Genomic DNA, 18,957 nt, shown 5'->3' with positions numbered 1-18,957 from the left:
GTTAAGAAACCTCCTCGCCAAGATATGCCTCGATCACTTTAGGATTATTTCTTACTTCTTCCGGTGTGCCATGCGCAATCAACTGCCCGTGGTCAAGCACATAAATCCGTTCGCATATTCCCATCACGAGAGACATATCGTGCTCAATCAGCAAAATCGTTAAATCAAACTTCTCGCGTATAAAGGCAATCAAGCTCATTAATTCTTTCGTTTCCTGTGGATTCATCCCTGCTGCAGGCTCGTCAAGCAGCAATAGCTTCGGATGCGCGGCGAGAGCTCTGGCGATTTCTAAACGGCGCTGCTGTCCATATGGCAAATTTTTCGCTTTCTCATCCATCACATGTTCGAGCTTAAAAATCTTTAAAAATTCGACCGCTTTTTCTTCTATTTCTTTTTCGCCAGAAAAATGGGAAGGAAGGCGAAAGATGGAGCTAAGAATAGAATGACGGGCGAGAGAGTGATAGGCAACTTTTACATTGTCCAGCACCGAAAGCTCACCAAACAGCCGAATATTTTGGAATGTGCGGCTGATTCCTTTGCGCGTAATTTTATATGGCGGCAGGCCGTTTAGCTTCTCATTGTCGAGCACAATGCTTCCTTCGGTTGGCTCATAGACGCCGGTCAGCAAGTTAAAAAAGGTGGTTTTCCCTGCCCCGTTCGGTCCAATAAGCCCTACTAATTCTCCCTTATTCAACTCCATATTGACGTCAGATAAAGCTTTCAGGCCACCAAATTGAATGCCAACGTGTTCCGCTTTAAGCAACGGTGTTCTTGTTGTCATTTCCAATTCCCCCTTGCACCGCTCTGCGCAGCTTAAAGAAAGATGTTACTTCTTTTGTGCCTAACAATCCTTTTGGACGATACAGCATAACCAAAATAAGAATGATGCTATATATAATCATTCGCGTTTCTGGATAATCCTGAAGGAATGTCGAAACAACTGTTAATAGGATAGCAGCGATCACCGCGCCAGACATGCTTCCTAGTCCGCCAAGCACAACAAAAATCAAAATATCAAATGATTTCAAAAAGCCAAAGTTAGTCGGCTGAATGATATAAAAATGATGAGCATAAAGCCCCCCGGCAATTCCGGCAAAGAAAGAACCTATGACAAAAGCGACCACTTTATAATACGTCGTGTTAATTCCCATGGAATCCGCTGCGATTTCATCCTCTCGAATCGAGATGCAGGCACGTCCATGGGTAGAGTTAGTAAAATTAGCAATGACAATAATGGTGATAAGCAGGCAGGCAAACACCCATGGCCAAGTTGTGAGGTGGGTTACCGTCATACCGCTGGCGCCGCCAACATACTCAATGTTTAGCAGGCTGATTCGTACGATTTCCCCAAAACCAAGCGTAGCAATCGCTAAATAATCGCCCTTTAGCCGAAGGCTAGGAATGCCGATGAGGAGGCCTGCAACCGCTGCAGCGACACCGCCAACAAGCAACGCAAGCGCAAACGGCATCTGCAATTTCATCGTCATAATCGCTGATGCATAAGCTCCCACGGCAAAAAACCCGGCATGGCCAATGGAAAACTGTCCGGTAATCCCGATGATTAAATGAAGGCTGACAGCTAGTATAATGTTAATCACCATAAAAAATAACGTATTAACATAAAAGGAATTAAGTATTTCTCCCGATATTAGCACCTGAACCACAACAAAAAGGATCAGCGCCAGTACAATGGAGATCCAAAATCCTATCGTCCGCTTCAAAGTTGCCATCGCTCCCTACCATCCTTTACACTTTTTCTCTTACGTTTTTACCAAATAATCCAGCTGGTCGGAAAATGAGAATCAAAATAAGAATGATAAAAGCGACCCCATCCCGCCAAAGCGAATAACCAAGACCGCTTACGAGCGATTCAATGACGCCAAGCATCAGGCCGCCAACCATCGCGCCAGGGATAATGCCGATTCCTCCTAATACGGCAGCTACGAACGCTTTTAAACCTGGAATAATTCCCATCAGCGGGTCGATTTTAGTATAGTAAATCCCGAAAATAACGCCTGCTGCCCCCGCCAAAGCCGAGCCAATGGCAAAAGTCGCTGATATAGTATTATCTACATTAATTCCCATCAACCGAGCTGCTTCTGCGTCATGAGAAACGGCCCGCATCGCTTTTCCGATTTTTGTTTTATGGACGATAAATTGAAGGAGAATCATCAATACAATGGAAACACCAAGAATCAATAATGACTGGCTATTAACGGTTACGCCCAATACTTCAATTTTTTTATCCGGAAGCACTGTGCTAGGATACGCTTCTGGCTGAGCACCACGCAGATAAATGGTTCCATACTCAATTAAAAGCGAAACCCCGATGGCAGTGATCAGTACAGCGATTTTTGTAGCGTTTCGCAACGGTTTATAAGCGATTCTCTCAATACATACCCCTAAAATCGCGCAGGAAACCATTGCGAGGAGCAACGCTGGAAAAAAACCTACATGAAAACTGGTGACAGCGTAAAATCCAACAAAAGAACCAATCATAAATACATCGCCGTGCGCAAAATTGATGAGGCGCACAATTCCGTATACCATCGTATAGCCAAGCGCAATCAGTGCGTAGATGCTTCCAAGGGAGATCCCGTTAACTAGTTGCTGAATGAGTTCCATATTTGCACTCTCCTTAAAGAAGACTGTTTCTTTTATCTAGAAAAATTCGGAATAGGGGGACATGCCCCCTATCCACCGCGTGAGATTATGGATTCACTTTTGTTTTAAATTGTTGCTGGCCGTCCTTATATTCGAGAATCGTAGCTGACTTCACTGGATCGTGGTTTTTATCTAGCGTCAATGTTCCCGAAACAAGAGCAAGGTCTTTCGTTTTCGCAAGCGCGTCTTTAATTTTTTCTGGATCTGTGCTTCCAGCACGTTTGATGGCATCAGCGAGGAAATATGCTGTGTCATATCCAAGGGCGCTGAAGGCATCTGGAGATTTATTGTATTTCGCCTTGAATGCTTTTACAAAATCTTGAATTTTTTGATCTGGGTCATTGGAAGAATAGTGGTTCGTAATAAACGTATTGTTCAATGGATCTTTGCCGGCGATTTCCACCAATTTAGGCGAATCCCATCCGTCGCCGCCCATAATCGGTACATTAATGCCAAGTTCACGCGCCTGTTTTACGATAAGACCTACTTCTTCGTAATAACCAGGCAAGAAAATGAATTCCGGATTAGCCGATTTAATGCGGGTAAGCGTAGCACGGAAGTCCGTGTCTTTAGCAACGTAAGCTTCTTCCGCTACAATTTTGCCGCCTTCTTTTTCAAACGCTTCTTTAAACGCTGCGGAAAGACCCTTCGAATAGTCGCTGGAACTATCAATCAGCACCGCTGCATTTTTCACTTTTAAATCATTGATCGCGAATTTCGCGGCAACTGTCCCTTGGAAAGGATCAATAAAACATGTCCGGAATACAAAATCGTTTACTTTGCCATCTTTATTCGTAATCGTAGGGTTTGTTCCCGTTGGCGTAATTAACGGAATTTTGTTATCTTGGGCCACTTGGACTTGCGCTAGCGTATTGGTGCTCGTTGCGGCGCCGATAATCGCTGCTACCTTGTCCTGGCTGACGAGCTTGATCGCACCGTTCGTCGCTTCGGCCGCATCAGATTTATTATCCACCTTTACGAGCTCAAGTTTTTTTCCGTTAATGCCTTCTTTATTTATCTCTTCCAAAGCAAGTTCCAGCCCTTCGGCAATCGACTGTCCAAATGAAGCTACTCCGCCGGATAATTCAAGATTGGCGCCGATTTTAATCGTATCGCCGCCGCCTCCGCCGCCAGAAGAGCTGCTCATCTCCTTCTGTCCTCCGCATCCTGCCATAACTCCAGCAGTTAATGCCAATGATAGAAAAATACTAGCCAGCCTTTTTTTCTTCATTCTTTTTCCCCCCATGATTATTTTTCAAAAAATTCAGTTTAACAGATGTATACTTTCTCTCCTTCCTCACATCCTTTCTATATGTTTTTTAAAATAACATAATAATAAAACTATTTTTAATTTAATACAATATTACAAAATTTTTTTCTCTCCGTCTAGGTGTTTTCTACTATAAATTGAAAAGCTGTTTTGCAGATAAATTGTCTTTCAGCAAAACAGCTTAATAGAAACGGCAAACAATAACGTTTTTTATATATAATTTTTTGTTATTGCTGTAAAAAACAGCAAATCGATCTCCATATTCACGGCAAATCAGTGATTAGTGTGATGGTATATTTAAAGAAGGACCGACATTTCCACTGTTATTATAAAATTGCGGAACCTCTCCTGGAATTATGTGCATGATGATCGGAATATTCGTAGAAACTGTTGACGTTTTTGACGCAAATGGAATGATTACTTGAATATCGACAGAAACGTGAATATCCACTTCAATTAACGCGCTGTTAATCCCGAACATTTTAATTTCTTTCGTCACTTCGGTGTCTGCATTGCCAATAACTTGAAACTGCACGGGGATACGCGGCCCGAGATTGCTAAGAAGCGAATTATTCGTGACTTGGCCAAAAGGAATATAGTAAATAATCCCTCTGCTGTCTCCTTTTCCAGATTCCACCTCAGGAAGCACAAGCCTCTCAATTCTCCCTTCTGTTGCTGCCTTTAAGCTTTCCATCACATAGTCATCCGTCTTTGCCAAAATTCGGTTTACAACAGCGGTGTTAAAATCGACGGAAGCAATTTTGCCATTGGCATCTTTTTGCACGATGACCAAATTGCTCATCTCTTTATTTTCTTTTAAAAATTGCTGTTCGATCGCATTATTAATCACTAAATCAGCAATCCGTTTCGTTTCGGTTTCGGCAATTTCCATTAAAACCGGTTCAAAGCTTTTATTGACAATCCAAAGGCTAAGAGCGGTAGTAAACATAAAAAACACAAACGTCAGCAAAAACACATAGCGAAACGGAAGCGGCCCTCTTCTTGACAATCGGGGGCGAGCGGGAAATCTAGGCAAAATAAAATCCCTCCTTTACAAGCTATATGTATGCTTGAAAGGAGGGAGATAAAGCAAATTGTTATATAATTTTTTACCGCATCTTCAACAAAGCATCTTTTCCTTTCATACCGACCGTAATTCCCAGCTCTTCGGCAGCGACCGTCACCGATTCTAAAGGCGCTTCCAGCAGTTGTTCAATCGTGCGAACCCCGACCGCCCTTCCAGCCACAATTCCACGGTCGCGCAGTTTTTCGTTCAATAGTGCCACATCAAGCGCTCCGCACATAATGTACCCTTTTTCACTCGCTACAGCAAGCAAATTGGTTTTTGGCAATTGGACAGAAATAGCGATAAATGGATAACCGTCGATCATAATCGGCGTTACGTGAATCATGATAACATCACGCTCCTTTCCCTACTTCAATGTATGAAGCAAGGAAAGATGTGTGTCTATTTCCCTTTCGCCAATTTCCATGCGAGCACGTCCCGCAAAAATTCCGGCATGTAATATTTCTTTTTCGGCGCGCGCTGCATTTGCGGATAAAAATGGCCGATCGTAAACATATCGATCGTTGCCACCTCGTATAATTGATCCGGATTTAGCGGCTCGCCGTTGATCGTAATATGACGGATATGTTCCGCGCCATCTTCTTCTCTTTCCGTCTCGATCTCGACCCCGTCATAAACCATTTGCCCCATCACCTTCCCGCGAAAACCGAAACCTTTAAATTGCAGCTGTTTCATTCTTTCTGTATTGGCCTGCAAAATAATTTCTTTTAATTCCGTGCCGCGCAGCTGAACTTTGCAAGGGTTGATCGGATGTGGGCAAATGCGGTGCAAATCTTTTCTAGTGACTACTCCTTTCGGAAGCGGCTCTAACAGAACTCCCGCATTTACCATGCCAATTTCCGCATCGCACCATTCTTTTAATGCCGAAGCGAGCAATTTGGCAAACGGAGACGGCGAAAACCATTGCAACGGCAAGTCTTCCTTTAGCTCGGCAATTTGTTCTGCTTCCAATGCTGCCAAACTTTGCTGTTCTAATAACGATAAGGTTCGTTTCGTTTTCTCCAAATCCGGCAAACTTTCCACATCCACAACAGTAGCTAATGCTTCATATGTATGATCACTTTCCTCAATTTCTAACTTCACTACTCCAATAAACTTTCCATATTTCCCGGCGCCACACAATAATGTATCATTAATCCTTTTTCCCTCTGGAAATAAATGATGGGTATGCCCTCCAAGAATAATATCAATTTCCGGTATCGTCTGGGCAATCTTTTCGTCCTCGTTGATTCCCAAATGCGATAATAAAATGACAAGATCCGCTTGTTTTTTCACTTCTGCCGCAATGTTTCCCAGCATCTCAAAAGGCGGCGTCACTTTCCATCCTAATAACTCGTAAAATTTAGCGAAATAAGCCGTTACTCCAATCACGCCAACACGAAACGCGTCCGAAATCGGAATAATCGAATATGGACGCACCCAGGAAGGACGCGTGCCGTCTTTATGAAATAAATTGGCGACAAGCACGGAGAACCGAGCGTTTTCGTATAACGTATTTAAGTCTTCGTAATCAAGAGTAATTCCTTCATTATTGCCGATCGTTACGGCGTCGTACTGAAGGGCATTGAGTAAATCGACATTCGCTTTTCCTCTCGTCGCCTCGGTAATCGGGTGAAAACGGTCGATAAAATCGCCAATGTCAAATAACAACATCGTCTCATTCCGTTGACGGTGTTTCTGTCTTTGCTCAGCCAAGAAATAGGAAATTCGCGGCCAATACTCGAAATGGCTATGCACATCATTCGTATGATATACATATACTGTCCGTTTCAATGGACAACCTCCTCTTATGAAAAGCTTTCGTAAATAAGGCGGATTCCTAAAAGAATAAGCACAATCCGCAAAACGGCGACGACGGTTTTGCTGCGCAGCCGCTTATTAATAAATGCACCCGTTTTCGCACCAAACCAAACTCCCGGGATTAAGGCGAGCGCAAATAGCCATTGTACGTTTCCCATAAACACATGTGTAAGCGAGCTGACCAATGAAGATAAAAAGATCATAAACATCGAAGTCGCAACGGCGACGTGAGGCGGGAAGAGAAACAATATCATCATCGCCGGCACCATTAGCGAACCGCCACCAATGCCAAACATGCCGCCGAAAAAGCCAACGACAAAAGAGATGACAATAGCGACGATCGGATGATATCCATACGTAACCGTTTCTCCTTCATTCGTTGTATAAGTGCGAGTAATTTTAAATGATTTTCGTTGTGAACGCGCCGAAGCGTTTTTGCTGAAAGATAAAAAGAACGATACAGCCACTAAAAAAAGACCAAAATATAAAGAAAAATGTTCTAAGCTTAATGTATTATTTACCCATGCCCCAATGATCGCTCCCGGGCCGCTTCCGATAAAAAATAAAAGCCCGCTTTGATAATCGACCATTTTTTCCTTCATATACGACAAGGTCGACGACAGCCCGTTGAAAATAATAACAACGAGCGAAGTGCCGACCGCCAACTGCGGGGTAACGTGCGGCAGCCAATGAACCGCGCTTAAAAATAACAACGATGGCACAATAATCACGCCGCCTCCTAAACCAACTAAACTGCCGATCGTTCCCGCCAAAAAACCGACAATGACTAACAACACATATTCCATATCGTTTCATCTCCAATATTAAAATAAATCAAGCTGGCGTGGTGCTAAATCGGTATATTCAATGCCAAGCAAACGGATCAATTGTTTCGCATTATCCGCTGCATCCCCGCCAGAGTTGTTGTTAAAAAGCACATAAATATCTTTCGTCTTCGCTTTTAACATTTCGATATGGTTGACCCATTCGCGCAATTCTTCTTCACGATACCGATACAAATATCGAACCGCCCGCCAATTTTCTCCGCTTGTCGCTTTATTCCATCCGTGGACGTTGCGGCCATGGAAACGAATAAGCGTTTTTTCCGCATCAGTCGGATAAAGCACGGTCGGAATTGATCCTTCCCCCGCCTGCGGTTCATCACAAATGCTATGGATCCATCCTTCCTCCTTCATAAATTGTAACGTCTTTGCATAAAAACGAGGAGAGAACCAGGAACGGTGGCGAAACTCCAGCGCTGTCGGAATCTCTTTCATTTGCGCCCTACACCAGCGCAAATACGCGACATGCTCGCGGCGGCAATCAAACCATGGCGGGAATTGAAACAACACCATCGCAAGCTTTCCCGACTGGAGAAACGGCTCAATCGAATCCAAAAACGCGGCAAACATCTCTTCTTTGTCGGCATATGGAATCGGACCGCGCTCATGTCCGGTCATTCCTTGATACGCTTTTACAACAAAACGAAAAGAATGGGGGGTTTCGCGAATCCACTTTTCGACATTTTGCCGCGGCTGAATCGCATAAAAGTAGGAATCGACTTCTACCGTTGGGAAATGCGCCGCATATTCCTGCAGCTTATCTTTTGCGGCAAGTCCAGGAGGATATAAGCTATCATGATCTCCCCAACCTGTTAATCCGATATAAATCATACGTATCACCTAGCTTCATCATATCACAATTGCAAAAAATTTGAGAACATAGAGATACGTGCAGTAAAAAATGTGAAAACCATCCATTTACCATAGGCAAATGGATGGTTTTGTAACAATTCATTAACCGATAGATCCTTCCATCTCGAACTTGATAAGCCGGTTCATTTCCACAGCATATTCCATTGGAAGCTCTCTTGTAAACGGCTCAATGAAGCCCATGACGATCATTTCCGTTGCTTCCTGTTCGGAAATGCCGCGGCTCATGAGATAGAACAGCTGCTCCTCTGATACTTTCGATACTTTCGCTTCATGCTCGAGCGAAATATTGTCATTTAAAATTTCATTATACGGGATCGTATCCGATGTCGATTGGTTATCAAGAATAAGCGTATCGCACTCAATGTTCGAGCGCGACCCCGACGCTTTGCGGCCGAAGTGTACTATTCCGCGATATGTCACTTTTCCGCCTTGTTTTGAAATCGATTTTGAGACGATCGTCGATGAGGTGTTTGGCGCAAGGTGAATCATTTTCGCCCCTGCGTCTTGGTGCTGTCCTTTTCCGGCAATCGCAATCGATAAGGTCAAGCCGCGTGCGCCTTCTCCTTTTAAAATAACAGCTGGATATTTCATCGTTAATTTGGAACCAATGTTTCCGTCGATCCATTCCATTGTCGCGTTTTCTTCACAAACCGCACGTTTCGTTACTAGGTTAAACACGTTGTTTGACCAGTTTTGAATGGTCGTGTAGCGGCAGTATGCGCCTTTTTTGACGATAATTTCAACAACGGCGCTATGAAGCGAGGCGGTTGTATAGATTGGCGCCGTACATCCTTCGACGTAATGAACGTGCGCACCTTCATCAACGATGATCAACGTACGTTCAAATTGCCCCATATTTTCCGAGTTAATACGGAAATATGCCTGCAACGGTGTTTCGACTTTCACACCTTTTGGCACGTAGATAAATGAGCCGCCCGACCATACTGCCGAGTTTAACGCGGCAAATTTATTGTCAGTAGGAGGCACGACTTTGGCAAAATACTCACGGAAAAGATCTTCGTTTTCTTTCAACGCTGAGTCGGTGTCTTTAAAGATGACTCCTAGTTTTTCCAAATCTTCTTTCATATTGTGGTATACCACTTCTGACTCGTATTGCGCTGATACGCCGGCTAAATATTTTTGCTCAGCTTCAGGAATTCCGAGCTTATCGAACGTTGCTTTAATTTCCTCCGGTACTTCATCCCAAGAACGGCCCGATTTTTCCGTCGGTTTTACATAGTACGTAATTTCATCAAAATCTAAGCTCGATAAATCGCCGCCCCATTGTGGCATTGGTTTGCTGTAGAAAATATCTAACGCTTTTAAGCGGAATTCCAGCATCCATTGCGGCTCATTTTTCATACGGGAAATTTCTTCAACCACTTCCCGCGTCAACCCGCGCTGCGCACGGAATACCGATACGTCTTTATCGACGAACCCATACTTATATTCGCCGATTTCTGGCGCCTTTTTCGCCATGCGGTTTCACCCTCCTTTTTTCTCCTTGCCATTAATCATGCTGATGTAAGCCTTTTTCCATTGCCTTCCACGCTAACGTCGCACATTTAATGCGGGCCGGAAACTTCGAAACGCCTTGCAACGCTTCAATATCACCTAAATCGATCGAGTCGTCATATTCTTTCCCCTGCATCATTTCGGAAAAGATATTGGCTAGCTTTAACGCTTCTTCCACCGTTTTTCCTTTAATCGCCTGTGTCATCATCGACGCCGATGACATCGAAATGGAACAGCCTTCTCCCTCAAATTTTACATCGGCAATTTTCCCATCTTCTACTTTCATCGTTAAATGAATACGGTCACCGCAGGTCGGGTTATTCATATTGATATCGACGCTGTTTCCCTCTAAAACGCCGCGATTTCTTGGGTTTTTGTAATGATCCATAATGACTTGGCGATAAAGCTGATCTAAAGGATTATTAGAAGACATGGCCAAAATACTCCTTCGTTTTCTGTAATGCAACGACAAGCTGATCAATTTCCTCTTTTGTATTATAGAGGTAAAAACTTGCCCGCGCTGTCGCGGTTACATTCAGCCATTTCATCAACGGCTGTGCGCAATGGTGGCCGGCGCGGACGGCGATGCCTTCTGCATCAAGGACGGTTGCCACGTCGTGCGGATGAACGCCGTCTATATTAAACGTAACCAATCCGCCGCGTTGTTTCGGACCATAAATCGTCAGCCCATCTATAGCAGACATTCGTTCTAACGCATACTGCGCCAGTTCGTGCTCATGGGCGGCAATATGATCTAATCCGACATCTTCAAGGAAATCAATCGCCGCTCCTAAGCCGATCGCTCCAGCAATAATTGGCGTTCCGCCTTCGAATTTCCAAGGAAGTTCTTTCCATGTTGAATCATACAATTCAACAAAATCAATCATTTCCCCGCCAAATTCTACCGGCTCCATTCGCTCTAATAAATCTCTCTTACCATATAATACGCCAATTCCGGTCGGACCGCACATCTTATGCCCAGAAAACGCCAGAAAATCACAATCAAGATCTTGAACGTCAATTTTCATATGCGGAGCGCTTTGTGCGGCGTCGACCACAACGACCGCACCATATTGATGGGCAATGCGTGCAATTTCCTTAACTGGGTTAATCGTTCCTAAAACGTTGGACACGTGGGCAATGGCAACGATTTTCGTGTTTGCCGTTACCGTTGCTTCCACATCTTTTATATCGATCGTTCCATCCGCTTGCAATGGAATGTATTTTAATGCGGCCCCTGTCTGTTTCGCTGCTTGCTGCCAAGGAATCAAATTGCTATGGTGCTCCATGTACGTGATGACAATTTCATCGCCTTCCTGCAAATTGGCGCGACCATAGCTGGCGGCAACGAGATTTAACGCCGTTGTCGTTCCTCTTGTAAAAATGATTTCTTGTGTGGACTTCGCGTTAATAAATCGCCGTACTTTTTCCCGCGCTCCTTCATACGCATCTGTCGCCTTTGTTCCAAGCGTATGCACACCGCGATGGACATTCGAATTGTATTGACGATAATATTGGTCAAGCGCTTCAATGACAGGAAGCGGTTTTTGCGATGTCGCTGCGCTGTCAAAATATACGAGCGGCTTTCCGTTCACTTCTTGATCTAAAATAGGAAACAGCTTCCGTATCTCTTTTACATTCATGATTGAACTTTCCTTTCAATAACTTCAATCAATTGTTTTTTCACGCTTTCAATCGGGATCGCTTCAACCACTGGAGCCAAAAATCCATGAATAATGAGACGCTCTGCTTCATGTCTTGGAATACCACGGCTCATTAAGTAGTATAACTGTATTGGGTCCACTCTGCCGACTGATGCCGCGTGGCCTGCCATCACATCATCTTCATCGATCAATAAAATCGGATTGGCGTCGCCACGCGCTTTTTCGCTTAGCATCAAGACACGTGATTCTTGCTGGGCGTTCGATTTCGAAGCACCGTGCTCAATTTTGCCGATGCCGTTAAAAATCGATGTCGCGCTGTCTCTCACCACACCGTGTTTTAAAATGTAGCCTTCGGTATATTTTCCATAATGCACGACGCTCGTCGTAAAGTTCTGCACTTGCTCCCCGCGGCTGACAACAACCGTTTTCGTATCGCCAAAAGATCCGTCGCCAATTAAACGGGTAATGTTTTCGGAAACGGTATTCCCATCGTTCATTAAGCCGAGCGCCCATTCAATGCGGCCATCGCGCGCCGCAATGCCACGGCGATTGACATACGTTGTAACCCCTTTTGCCAAGTTATCGACAGCGGCAAAAAACACACGCGCGTTTGTATTGGCAAACACTTCAGCGACAATATTGACAACCGCTTTGCTCGTTTCTTTCGCGGAAATATAGTTTTCCACATAAACAATACGGCTATTATCTTCTGCCACAACGATCACATGATTAAACAGCGCGATATCGTCATTTTCCTGAATATATACCGCTTGCAGCGGAACCTCGACTTCAACGTTTTTCGGCACGTAAACAAACACGCCGCCGTTTAACAGCGCTGCGTGCAATGCTGTTAAACGATGTTCATCTATTTTGACGCCGTCTTTCATCAAATATTTTTGCAGCAGCTCTCCATGTTCGCGTGCCGCAGTGAAAATATCGGTAAAAATAACTCCTTTTTCTTTCAAGTCTTCCGATAAAGATACATATGCAGGCGTATGGTTGCGCTGCACATATAAATTTTTTGTTTCTTCGCCTGCTTCAATAAGCACTTTGACTGCTTCCGGCAATTCTTCTAACGAGGCGTACGGCGCGCTTTCGACAACATGATCGGCAAATTGAGTGAAATTCCATTTATCGATTTTCGTTTTATCCGGCTTCGGCAGCGGCAGCGCTTCTGCTTTGGCAAGAGCTTGTAAGCGAAGCTGTAACAGCCAGTCCGGTTCGCCGCGCTCACCAGAAAACGCGCGCACATATTGTTGGTCGAATGGTATTTTTGTTTCTGTCGTCATAATACTCCTCCTAACGCTTACGCTTCTTGCTCAACCGTTTCGTCTTCGATGCCAAGTTCCTTTTTAATCCAGTCGTATCCTTCCGCCTCAAGACGTTGTGCCAATTCTGGGCCGCCAGATTTCACAATGCGCCCTTGCATCATGACATGCACATAATCCGGGGTAATGTAGTTTAATAAGCGTTGATAGTGCGTAATGATCAGACAGCCAAATTCGCTGCTGCGCATTTCATTAATGCCTTTGGCAACAATTTTTAACGCGTCAATGTCAAGACCGGAGTCAATCTCGTCCAAAATCGCGATTTTCGGCTCAAGCATCATTAATTGTAAAATTTCGTTGCGTTTTTTCTCCCCGCCCGAGAATCCTTCGTTCAAATAACGGTGCGCCATATCCGGATTCATTTCCAGAAATGCCATTTTTTCATCCAACTTGCGGATAAACTTCATTAACGAAATTTCATTGCCTTCGCCAAGCCGGGCATTGATGGCGGCGCGAAGGAAATCGGCGTTCGTTACCCCGCTAATTTCGCTTGGATATTGCATTGCCAAAAACAAACCGGCGCGCGCTCTTTCATCTACTTCCATTTCTAGCACATTTTGACCGTCTAATGTAATGCTGCCTTGTGTCACTTCATATTTTGGATGCCCCATAATCGCGGACGATAACGTGGATTTCCCGGTCCCGTTCGGACCCATGATCGCGTGAATTTCTCCGCCTTTTACTTCCAAATTCACGCCTTTTAAAATTTCTTTTCCTTCTACCGATACGTGAAGATCTTTAATTGTCAACACTGCCATGCAGAATACCTCCAATTTTCGCTGAAAATTGTATATAATTGTATATACCAGTGCACCACTGACTTTCTTGCCTTCCATTCTCATTTTATTCTCATTACAATCTTATAACAAATGAAAAGTATTAGCAACCTTTTGTAGACAATATCACTATGTTGATAGTGAAAATTATTATAATTGCTGGTTGCGTATATTATTTTACACGAACAGCATATTGTTTGCGTTCAACCCACTTAGCGTCACTTTCAGCCTCTATAAAAAAAAGACTCCCGTATCGGAGTCTTTTTCATTAATGTTTTGTTGATAATTCACGAATACATTCTTGCACTAAGGTTACCGCTTGGCTCATCGCCGCACCGCCGGCGAATGCCGCCGCTACGCTGCACGCTTCCAAAATCTCCTGCTCTGAAGCTCCTTCGTCTAAACACCCTTTCGTGTGATAAATCGTGCAATATTCATCTTGCGTAGCAAGGCTAATTCCTAAAGCAATAAGCTGTTTTTCTTTTTTCGATAACGCACCGGCTTCAAAACAAGCTTCGGTGAAAGCATTGAAGCTGCTAGCAATTTTAGGGAGCTTCTGCGTAAACACGCCAATTCCCTCTTTATAATGACGAAGAGCCGCTTCAACCGACGTATGTTGTTGCTGGTTCACTTCTCAACACCTCTTTCCATAATTATATCGGTGTTAGTATGCGTGAAGGAAAAAGGAATTAAACAGAAGAATTTGAATATAGGCGAATGGGAGGGAAACAAATGGGAAAATGGATTTCCGTGTTCCTCATGATGATTATTATCTCTATCTTGTTATTTTTCTTGGTAGGGGCATTGTTGGAAGACGCGCAACTAACCGATATTGTTACTATCGTTATTTCGATTCAATGCTCTTTGATCATTACGCTGCTGATTGCCATTCTCGAAAAGCTGCCAAAAAAGAAATAACGGAAGCGAATCGCTTCCGTTTTATTGTGCTGCCGGAATGACAGCGCCTTTATATTCTTTTTTAATAAAGTCTTGAATTTCTTTCGATTGCAATACTTCAACAAGCGTTTTAATTTCTTTGCGGTTTTCATCGCCTTTACGTACAGCGATAATATTGACATATGGGTTATCTTTCGGCGACTCGACAGCAATTGGGTCTTTTGCAGGATCTAACCCCGCGTCAAGCGCATAGTTCGCGTTAATGAGCACGGCATCGCCTTCGCCGTTTTTATAAATTTGCGGCAGCAATCCTGCTTCCACATCCGCTTCAAATTTTAAATGTTTTGGATTTTCCACAATGTCTTTGACCGTAGCTTTTGTTTTATCGATACCTTCTTTTAATTTAATTAACCCTTTTTCTTGCAGCATCGATAAAATGCGGCCATGGTCTGCAACCGAGTTGCTCATGATGATCGTCGCACCGTCTGGCAATTCTTCAAGGCTTTTATATTTTTTCGAATAAACACCGATTGGCTCAATATGAATGCCGCCAGCGTTGACAAAGTCATATCCATGTTCTTTTTTCTGCGCTTCTAAATACGGAATGTGTTGGAAGTAGTTTGCATCAATTTCTTTATCCGCTAACGCTTTGTTTGGCAATACATAATCTTGGAATTTAACAATTTTTAAGTCAATGCCTTTTTCTTTTAAAATTGGTTGTGCTTTTTCTAAAATTTCCGCATGCGGCACGTTGGAAGCTCCGACTACTAGCTTCGTTAATTTTCCTTCTTTTTTGTCATCGGCAGCGTTGTTATTGCCTCCGCATGCTGCCAATGCCAACACAAGAACGACGGCAAACAATGCACTAATCCATTTTTTCATATCGATTTCCCCCTTTTTATCGTTTATCTATTTTGGAAGTGACAAAGTCACCAATAAACTGAATCACAAAGACAATCACCAAAACTAGAACGGTAGCGACAAACGTGACATCGTTATGATTGCGCTGGAATCCTTCCAAATAGGCTAAGTTTCCAAGACCACCGGCGCCGACGACTCCTGCCATCGCCGTATATCCGACTAAAGCAATCGCCGTTACAGTAATTCCGGACACAAGTGCAGGCAGTGACTCTGGAAGCAACACTTTCCAAATAATTGTTGCCGTCGATGCCCCCATCGCTTTCGCCGCTTCAATGACGCCTTTGTCAATTTCACGGAGCGCAATTTCCACCATTCTCGCGTAAAATGGCGCCGCCCCGATAATAAGCGCCGGCAGCGCGGCGTTGGCACCGAGAATCGTTCCAACGACCAATTTCGTAAACGGGATTAACAAAATAATTAAGATAATAAATGGAATGGAACGGAAAACATTAACAATAGCAGCAATGATCATATTCACCAGGCGGTTCTCCCAGAGGTTTCCTTTTGACGTTAAAAACAAAAGCAGGCCAAGAATCGTTCCTAATATAAATGTCGCCACAACGGCGACGCCTGTCATATAAAGCGTCTCAACCGTAGCCGCCCAAATCATATCCCATTCTACGTTTGGCAAGAGGCTAGCGAGCATTTGTAATCACCTCCACCGCCACTTGCTGCTTTCGAATATAATCGATCGCGCGGGCCACTTCCTCTTTTTCCCCATCCATATGAACAAACAGCACACCGTAAGCGCCTTGATGAGTTTGTGAAATTTTCCCTTGTAAAATATTTGCATCCACTTGAAACTGGCGGACAACATTGGCAATCAGCGGCTGTTCCGCAGCTTCCCCGACGAACGTCAATTGGATAACCGTTCCGTTCGGGTATTTATCGAGCAGATGGGTAATCGTTTCTTTTGTTTCCTCCGGTTCAACAACTTGCCGCACAAACCGTTTCGTAATCTCCTGTTTTGGCTGCCGGAACACTTGTAGTACTTCGCCTTGCTCGACAATTTTTCCGTTCTCCATCACTGCGACGCGATCGCAAATTTTACGAATTACGTGCATTTCATGGGTAATTAATACGATCGTCAATCCTAAACGTTTATTAATATCCACCAAAAGTTCCAAAATGGAATCAGTTGTCTGCGGGTCTAGCGCGGATGTCGCTTCATCGCACAATAACACTTTTGGATTGTTTGCTAACGCACGCGCGATGCCAACGCGCTGCTTTTGCCCGCCGCTCAGCTGTGACGGGTAAGCATGTTCTCTTCCTTGCAGCCCGACAAGCTGAATTAGCTCATCGACCCGCTTTTTCCGCGTTTCTTTCGGGATACCAGCAATTTCTAAAGGAAATGCAATATTTTCATGAACGGTTCTTGACCATAATAAATTAAAATGCTGGAAAATCATCCCGATTTCCTGGCGAGCCTTTCGCAATTCTTTTCCTTTAATATTAGCCATATCCCGTCCGGCAACAATGACTTTACCGCTTGTTGGTTTTTCCAATCCGTTAAGAAGACGGATGAGCGAGCTTTTCCCCGCGCCGCTATATCCGATAATTCCAAAAATTTCCCCTTCTTTAATTTGTAAAGAAACATGATCGACTGCAGTGACCGATCCGTTTGCCGCTTCATATATTTTCGTCACATTTTCCAATGTAATCATGCACATTTTCACCTTCCTTCATCTAGCAGGCGGCTCGTTCCAAAAAGAAAACCTTTCTGCTCGAAGAGAACAGAAAGGTAATCATTACCATTCCGTCTCTTATCTCCCAAAGCAGATGCTTTGTGTGAATTGGCACCATTTCAGCGTATGTGCTGACGGTTGCCGGGCTTCATTGGGCACATCCCTCCACCTCTCTTGATAAGAGCGCAACAATCGCATTATTCAATTACAAATTCTCCATTAATCACAAATGTGATTGTATCACCCTATATTGAACCATGTCAATAAAAAATTTTGCGTCCATATTTTCGGGAATCTTGTTTTATGATGAAACGGAAATAGAAGTAATACCTGTCGCAGCGGCAATGGCCTGCTCTAAATCCTCGATTAAGTCATTGACGTTTTCAATCCCGACGGACAGACGGACTAAATCCTCCGTTACCCCCGACGATTTTAGTTCTTCTTCGTTTAGCTGTTGATGCGTTGTGCTTGCTGGGTGGATGATAAGGCTTTTCGCATCGCCGACATTTGCAACATGCGACCATAATTTCACATGGTTAATGAGCTTCGCACCTGCTTCCCTGCCGCCTTTTAAGCCAAAAACAACGATCGAACCGGCTCCATTTGGCAAATATTTTTTCGCCAACTCTTTTGCTGGATGGCTGTCATGTTCCGGATAAAGCACCCAATCGACTGCAGGATGGCGATCCAAATACTCGACAATTTTTCTCGTGTTAGCAATATGCTCTTTCATACGGACATGCAACGTTTCCATTCCAAGCTGAATTTGAAACGCGTTAAACGGACTGATCGCCGGACCTAAATCTCTTAACAGCTGTACACGCGCTTTGACAATGTAAGCCGCATTGCCAAGCGCTTCGGCATAGACAAGATTGTGATAGCTTGGATCAGGAGTAGTAAACCCTGGGAATTTCTCCGAATTCCAGTCAAAATTGCCGCCATCAACAATAATGCCGCCTAGCGTCGTTCCATTGCCGACAAGCCATTTGGTAGCAGAATGAACAACGATGTCGGCACCATATTCAATCGGCCGGCATAAATACGGAGTGGCAAACGTATTGTCGATAATCAGTGGAATTCCCGCTTCATGGGCAATTTGCGCAACCGCCTCGATATCCAACACGTGCAAGCTAGGATTGCCGATGGTTTCCGCAAAAATCGCTTTCGTTTTTGGCGTAATCGCGGCCCGGAAGTTTTCCGGATTAGACGGATCGACAAAGTGGGTTTTAATTCCGTATTTCGGCAATGTATTAGCGAACAAATTATATGTACCACCATATATCGTCGCTGCCGATACGATTTCATCTCCTGCGCCGGCGATGTTTAAAATCGCCAGGGTAATCGCCGCCATTCCGCTGGCTAAGGCAAGGCTGCCAACGCCTCCTTCTAGCTGAGCTATTCTTTCTTCCAATGCGGTAACGGTCGGGTTATGAATGCGTGTATAAATATATCCTTCTTCCCGCAATGCAAATAGATTGGCGGCATGATCCGTATTGGCGAATAAATAGGCATTCGACTGGTAAATCGGAACTGCTCGCGCGCCGGTCGCAGGATCCGGCTTTACCCCACCGTGAACGGCTATTGTCTCTAAACGATATTGCTTTCCACTCACTATACTTCTCCCCTTTACCTTTT

Annotated in this window: 20 protein-coding genes and 1 riboswitch; of the genes, 1 reads left to right on the top strand and 19 read right to left on the bottom strand. The window is 44.2% G+C overall.

The features are described from left to right. Position 1: 1 nt before the first annotated feature. The 15 genes from AC1WMD_RS10625 to AC1WMD_RS10555 form a co-directional block, all read right to left on the bottom strand. Entirely contained in the window at positions 2-781 is a 780-nt protein-coding gene (locus AC1WMD_RS10625; RefSeq protein ID WP_017434785.1) for an ABC transporter ATP-binding protein, read from the bottom strand. After that, positions 756-1,730, bottom strand: a complete 975-nt coding sequence (locus AC1WMD_RS10620; protein ID WP_043905929.1) for a branched-chain amino acid ABC transporter permease — start codon at positions 1,728-1,730, stop codon at positions 756-758. The genes AC1WMD_RS10625 and AC1WMD_RS10620 overlap by 26 nt, the downstream gene beginning before the upstream one ends. Positions 1,731-1,746: 16 nt before the next feature. Further along, positions 1,747-2,625 carry a branched-chain amino acid ABC transporter permease gene (locus tag AC1WMD_RS10615; protein ID WP_017434783.1) on the bottom strand — a complete coding sequence of 293 codons (879 nt, stop codon included), beginning with the start codon at positions 2,623-2,625 and terminating at the stop codon, positions 1,747-1,749. An 85-nt stretch (positions 2,626-2,710) separates the two neighbouring features. Continuing rightward, positions 2,711-3,895 carry an ABC transporter substrate-binding protein gene (locus tag AC1WMD_RS10610; protein ID WP_494257149.1) on the bottom strand — a complete coding sequence of 395 codons (1,185 nt, stop codon included), beginning with the start codon at positions 3,893-3,895 and terminating at the stop codon, positions 2,711-2,713. A 319-nt stretch (positions 3,896-4,214) separates the two neighbouring features. Next, positions 4,215-4,970, bottom strand: coding sequence for a sporulation protein YunB (gene yunB / locus AC1WMD_RS10605; RefSeq protein WP_494257148.1), 756 nt, complete (start codon positions 4,968-4,970; stop codon positions 4,215-4,217). 73 nt (positions 4,971-5,043) lie between these two features. After that, a complete protein-coding gene (locus tag AC1WMD_RS10600; RefSeq protein WP_043905932.1) occupies positions 5,044-5,346 on the bottom strand; it encodes a YunC family protein in 303 nt (100 codons plus the stop codon). Positions 5,347-5,402: 56 nt separating this feature from the next. Next, positions 5,403-6,794 (bottom strand): bifunctional metallophosphatase/5'-nucleotidase, encoded by a 1,392-nt coding sequence (locus AC1WMD_RS10595; protein ID WP_494257146.1) that lies wholly within the window; start codon positions 6,792-6,794, stop codon positions 5,403-5,405. A gap of 14 nt (positions 6,795-6,808) precedes the next feature. Then, a complete protein-coding gene (locus AC1WMD_RS10590) occupies positions 6,809-7,627 on the bottom strand; it encodes a sulfite exporter TauE/SafE family protein (protein WP_494257145.1) in 819 nt (272 codons plus the stop codon). Between the two features lie 18 nt (positions 7,628-7,645). Continuing rightward, positions 7,646-8,494 (bottom strand): DUF72 domain-containing protein, encoded by an 849-nt coding sequence (locus AC1WMD_RS10585; protein WP_043905935.1) that lies wholly within the window; start codon positions 8,492-8,494, stop codon positions 7,646-7,648. 123 nt (positions 8,495-8,617) lie between these two features. Further along, a complete protein-coding gene (gene sufB / locus AC1WMD_RS10580; protein ID WP_043905936.1) occupies positions 8,618-10,015 on the bottom strand; it encodes a Fe-S cluster assembly protein SufB in 1,398 nt (465 codons plus the stop codon). A 31-nt stretch (positions 10,016-10,046) separates the two neighbouring features. Beyond that, complete coding sequence (gene sufU / locus AC1WMD_RS10575; protein ID WP_043905937.1) at positions 10,047-10,484, bottom strand: Fe-S cluster assembly sulfur transfer protein SufU; 438 nt, start codon at positions 10,482-10,484, stop codon at positions 10,047-10,049. Further along, positions 10,474-11,694, bottom strand: a complete 1,221-nt coding sequence (locus tag AC1WMD_RS10570; protein ID WP_043905938.1) for a cysteine desulfurase — start codon at positions 11,692-11,694, stop codon at positions 10,474-10,476. The genes sufU and AC1WMD_RS10570 overlap by 11 nt, the downstream gene beginning before the upstream one ends. Next, entirely contained in the window at positions 11,691-13,004 is a 1,314-nt protein-coding gene (sufD, locus tag AC1WMD_RS10565) for a Fe-S cluster assembly protein SufD (protein ID WP_494257143.1), read from the bottom strand. The genes AC1WMD_RS10570 and sufD overlap by 4 nt, the downstream gene beginning before the upstream one ends. Positions 13,005-13,021: 17 nt before the next feature. After that, entirely contained in the window at positions 13,022-13,801 is a 780-nt protein-coding gene (sufC, locus tag AC1WMD_RS10560; protein ID WP_017434772.1) for a Fe-S cluster assembly ATPase SufC, read from the bottom strand. Between the two features lie 286 nt (positions 13,802-14,087). Then, a complete protein-coding gene (locus AC1WMD_RS10555; RefSeq protein WP_043905940.1) occupies positions 14,088-14,450 on the bottom strand; it encodes a carboxymuconolactone decarboxylase family protein in 363 nt (120 codons plus the stop codon). Positions 14,451-14,551: 101 nt separating this feature from the next. Here AC1WMD_RS10555 and AC1WMD_RS10550 point away from each other — a divergent pair, with 101 nt between their 5' ends. Then, complete coding sequence (locus AC1WMD_RS10550; protein WP_043905941.1) at positions 14,552-14,737, top strand: hypothetical protein; 186 nt, start codon at positions 14,552-14,554, stop codon at positions 14,735-14,737. 21 nt (positions 14,738-14,758) lie between these two features. Here AC1WMD_RS10550 and AC1WMD_RS10545 read toward each other — a convergent pair whose 3' ends face one another. The 4 genes from AC1WMD_RS10545 to AC1WMD_RS10530 all read right to left on the bottom strand — a co-directional run bounded on the left by AC1WMD_RS10545 (position 14,759) and on the right by AC1WMD_RS10530 (position 18,934). Beyond that, positions 14,759-15,598 (bottom strand): MetQ/NlpA family ABC transporter substrate-binding protein, encoded by an 840-nt coding sequence (locus tag AC1WMD_RS10545; protein WP_043905942.1) that lies wholly within the window; start codon positions 15,596-15,598, stop codon positions 14,759-14,761. 16 nt (positions 15,599-15,614) lie between these two features. Beyond that, on the bottom strand, positions 15,615-16,283 hold the full coding sequence (locus AC1WMD_RS10540; RefSeq protein WP_043905943.1) for a methionine ABC transporter permease: 669 nt from the start codon (positions 16,281-16,283) through the stop codon (positions 15,615-15,617). Beyond that, complete coding sequence (locus AC1WMD_RS10535; protein WP_494257141.1) at positions 16,273-17,301, bottom strand: methionine ABC transporter ATP-binding protein; 1,029 nt, start codon at positions 17,299-17,301, stop codon at positions 16,273-16,275. Before AC1WMD_RS10535 ends, AC1WMD_RS10540 begins: the two co-directional genes overlap by 11 nt. A 96-nt stretch (positions 17,302-17,397) precedes the next feature. Beyond that, positions 17,398-17,506, bottom strand: a riboswitch (SAM riboswitch). A gap of 117 nt (positions 17,507-17,623) precedes the next feature. Next, positions 17,624-18,934 carry an O-acetylhomoserine aminocarboxypropyltransferase/cysteine synthase family protein gene (locus AC1WMD_RS10530; RefSeq protein ID WP_043905945.1) on the bottom strand — a complete coding sequence of 437 codons (1,311 nt, stop codon included), beginning with the start codon at positions 18,932-18,934 and terminating at the stop codon, positions 17,624-17,626. Positions 18,935-18,957: the final 23 nt, after the last annotated feature.

Source organism: Parageobacillus sp. NEAU-HV-2, from assembly GCF_059115485.1.
This window is presented reverse-complemented; position numbering and strand designations above follow the sequence as displayed.

Excerpts from the sequence above, each read along its gene's own strand:
- AC1WMD_RS10585 (WP_043905935.1), bottom strand. The coding sequence starts at position 8,494 with ATGATTTATATCGGATTAACAGGTTGGGGAGATCATGATAGCTTATAT.
- sufU (WP_043905937.1), bottom strand. The coding sequence starts at position 10,484 with ATGTCTTCTAATAATCCTTTAGATCAGCTTTATCGCCAAGTCATTATG.
- AC1WMD_RS10610 (WP_494257149.1), bottom strand. The coding sequence starts at position 3,895 with ATGAAGAAAAAAAGGCTGGCTAGTATTTTTCTATCATTGGCATTAACT.
- AC1WMD_RS10600 (WP_043905932.1), bottom strand. The coding sequence starts at position 5,346 with ATGATTCACGTAACGCCGATTATGATCGACGGTTATCCATTTATCGCT.
- sufC (WP_017434772.1), bottom strand. The coding sequence starts at position 13,801 with ATGGCAGTGTTGACAATTAAAGATCTTCACGTATCGGTAGAAGGAAAA.
- AC1WMD_RS10545 (WP_043905942.1), bottom strand. The coding sequence starts at position 15,598 with ATGAAAAAATGGATTAGTGCATTGTTTGCCGTCGTTCTTGTGTTGGCA.
- sufB (WP_043905936.1), bottom strand. The coding sequence starts at position 10,015 with ATGGCGAAAAAGGCGCCAGAAATCGGCGAATATAAGTATGGGTTCGTC.
- AC1WMD_RS10570 (WP_043905938.1), bottom strand. The coding sequence starts at position 11,694 with ATGAATGTAAAAGAGATACGGAAGCTGTTTCCTATTTTAGATCAAGAA.
- AC1WMD_RS10550 (WP_043905941.1), top strand. The coding sequence starts at position 14,552 with ATGGGAAAATGGATTTCCGTGTTCCTCATGATGATTATTATCTCTATC.
- AC1WMD_RS10620 (WP_043905929.1), bottom strand. The coding sequence starts at position 1,730 with ATGGCAACTTTGAAGCGGACGATAGGATTTTGGATCTCCATTGTACTG.
- sufD (WP_494257143.1), bottom strand. The coding sequence starts at position 13,004 with ATGACGACAGAAACAAAAATACCATTCGACCAACAATATGTGCGCGCG.
- AC1WMD_RS10590 (WP_494257145.1), bottom strand. The coding sequence starts at position 7,627 with ATGGAATATGTGTTGTTAGTCATTGTCGGTTTTTTGGCGGGAACGATC.
- AC1WMD_RS10625 (WP_017434785.1), bottom strand. The coding sequence starts at position 781 with ATGACAACAAGAACACCGTTGCTTAAAGCGGAACACGTTGGCATTCAA.
- AC1WMD_RS10615 (WP_017434783.1), bottom strand. The coding sequence starts at position 2,625 with ATGGAACTCATTCAGCAACTAGTTAACGGGATCTCCCTTGGAAGCATC.
- AC1WMD_RS10535 (WP_494257141.1), bottom strand. The coding sequence starts at position 17,301 with ATGATTACATTGGAAAATGTGACGAAAATATATGAAGCGGCAAACGGA.
- AC1WMD_RS10540 (WP_043905943.1), bottom strand. The coding sequence starts at position 16,283 with ATGCTCGCTAGCCTCTTGCCAAACGTAGAATGGGATATGATTTGGGCG.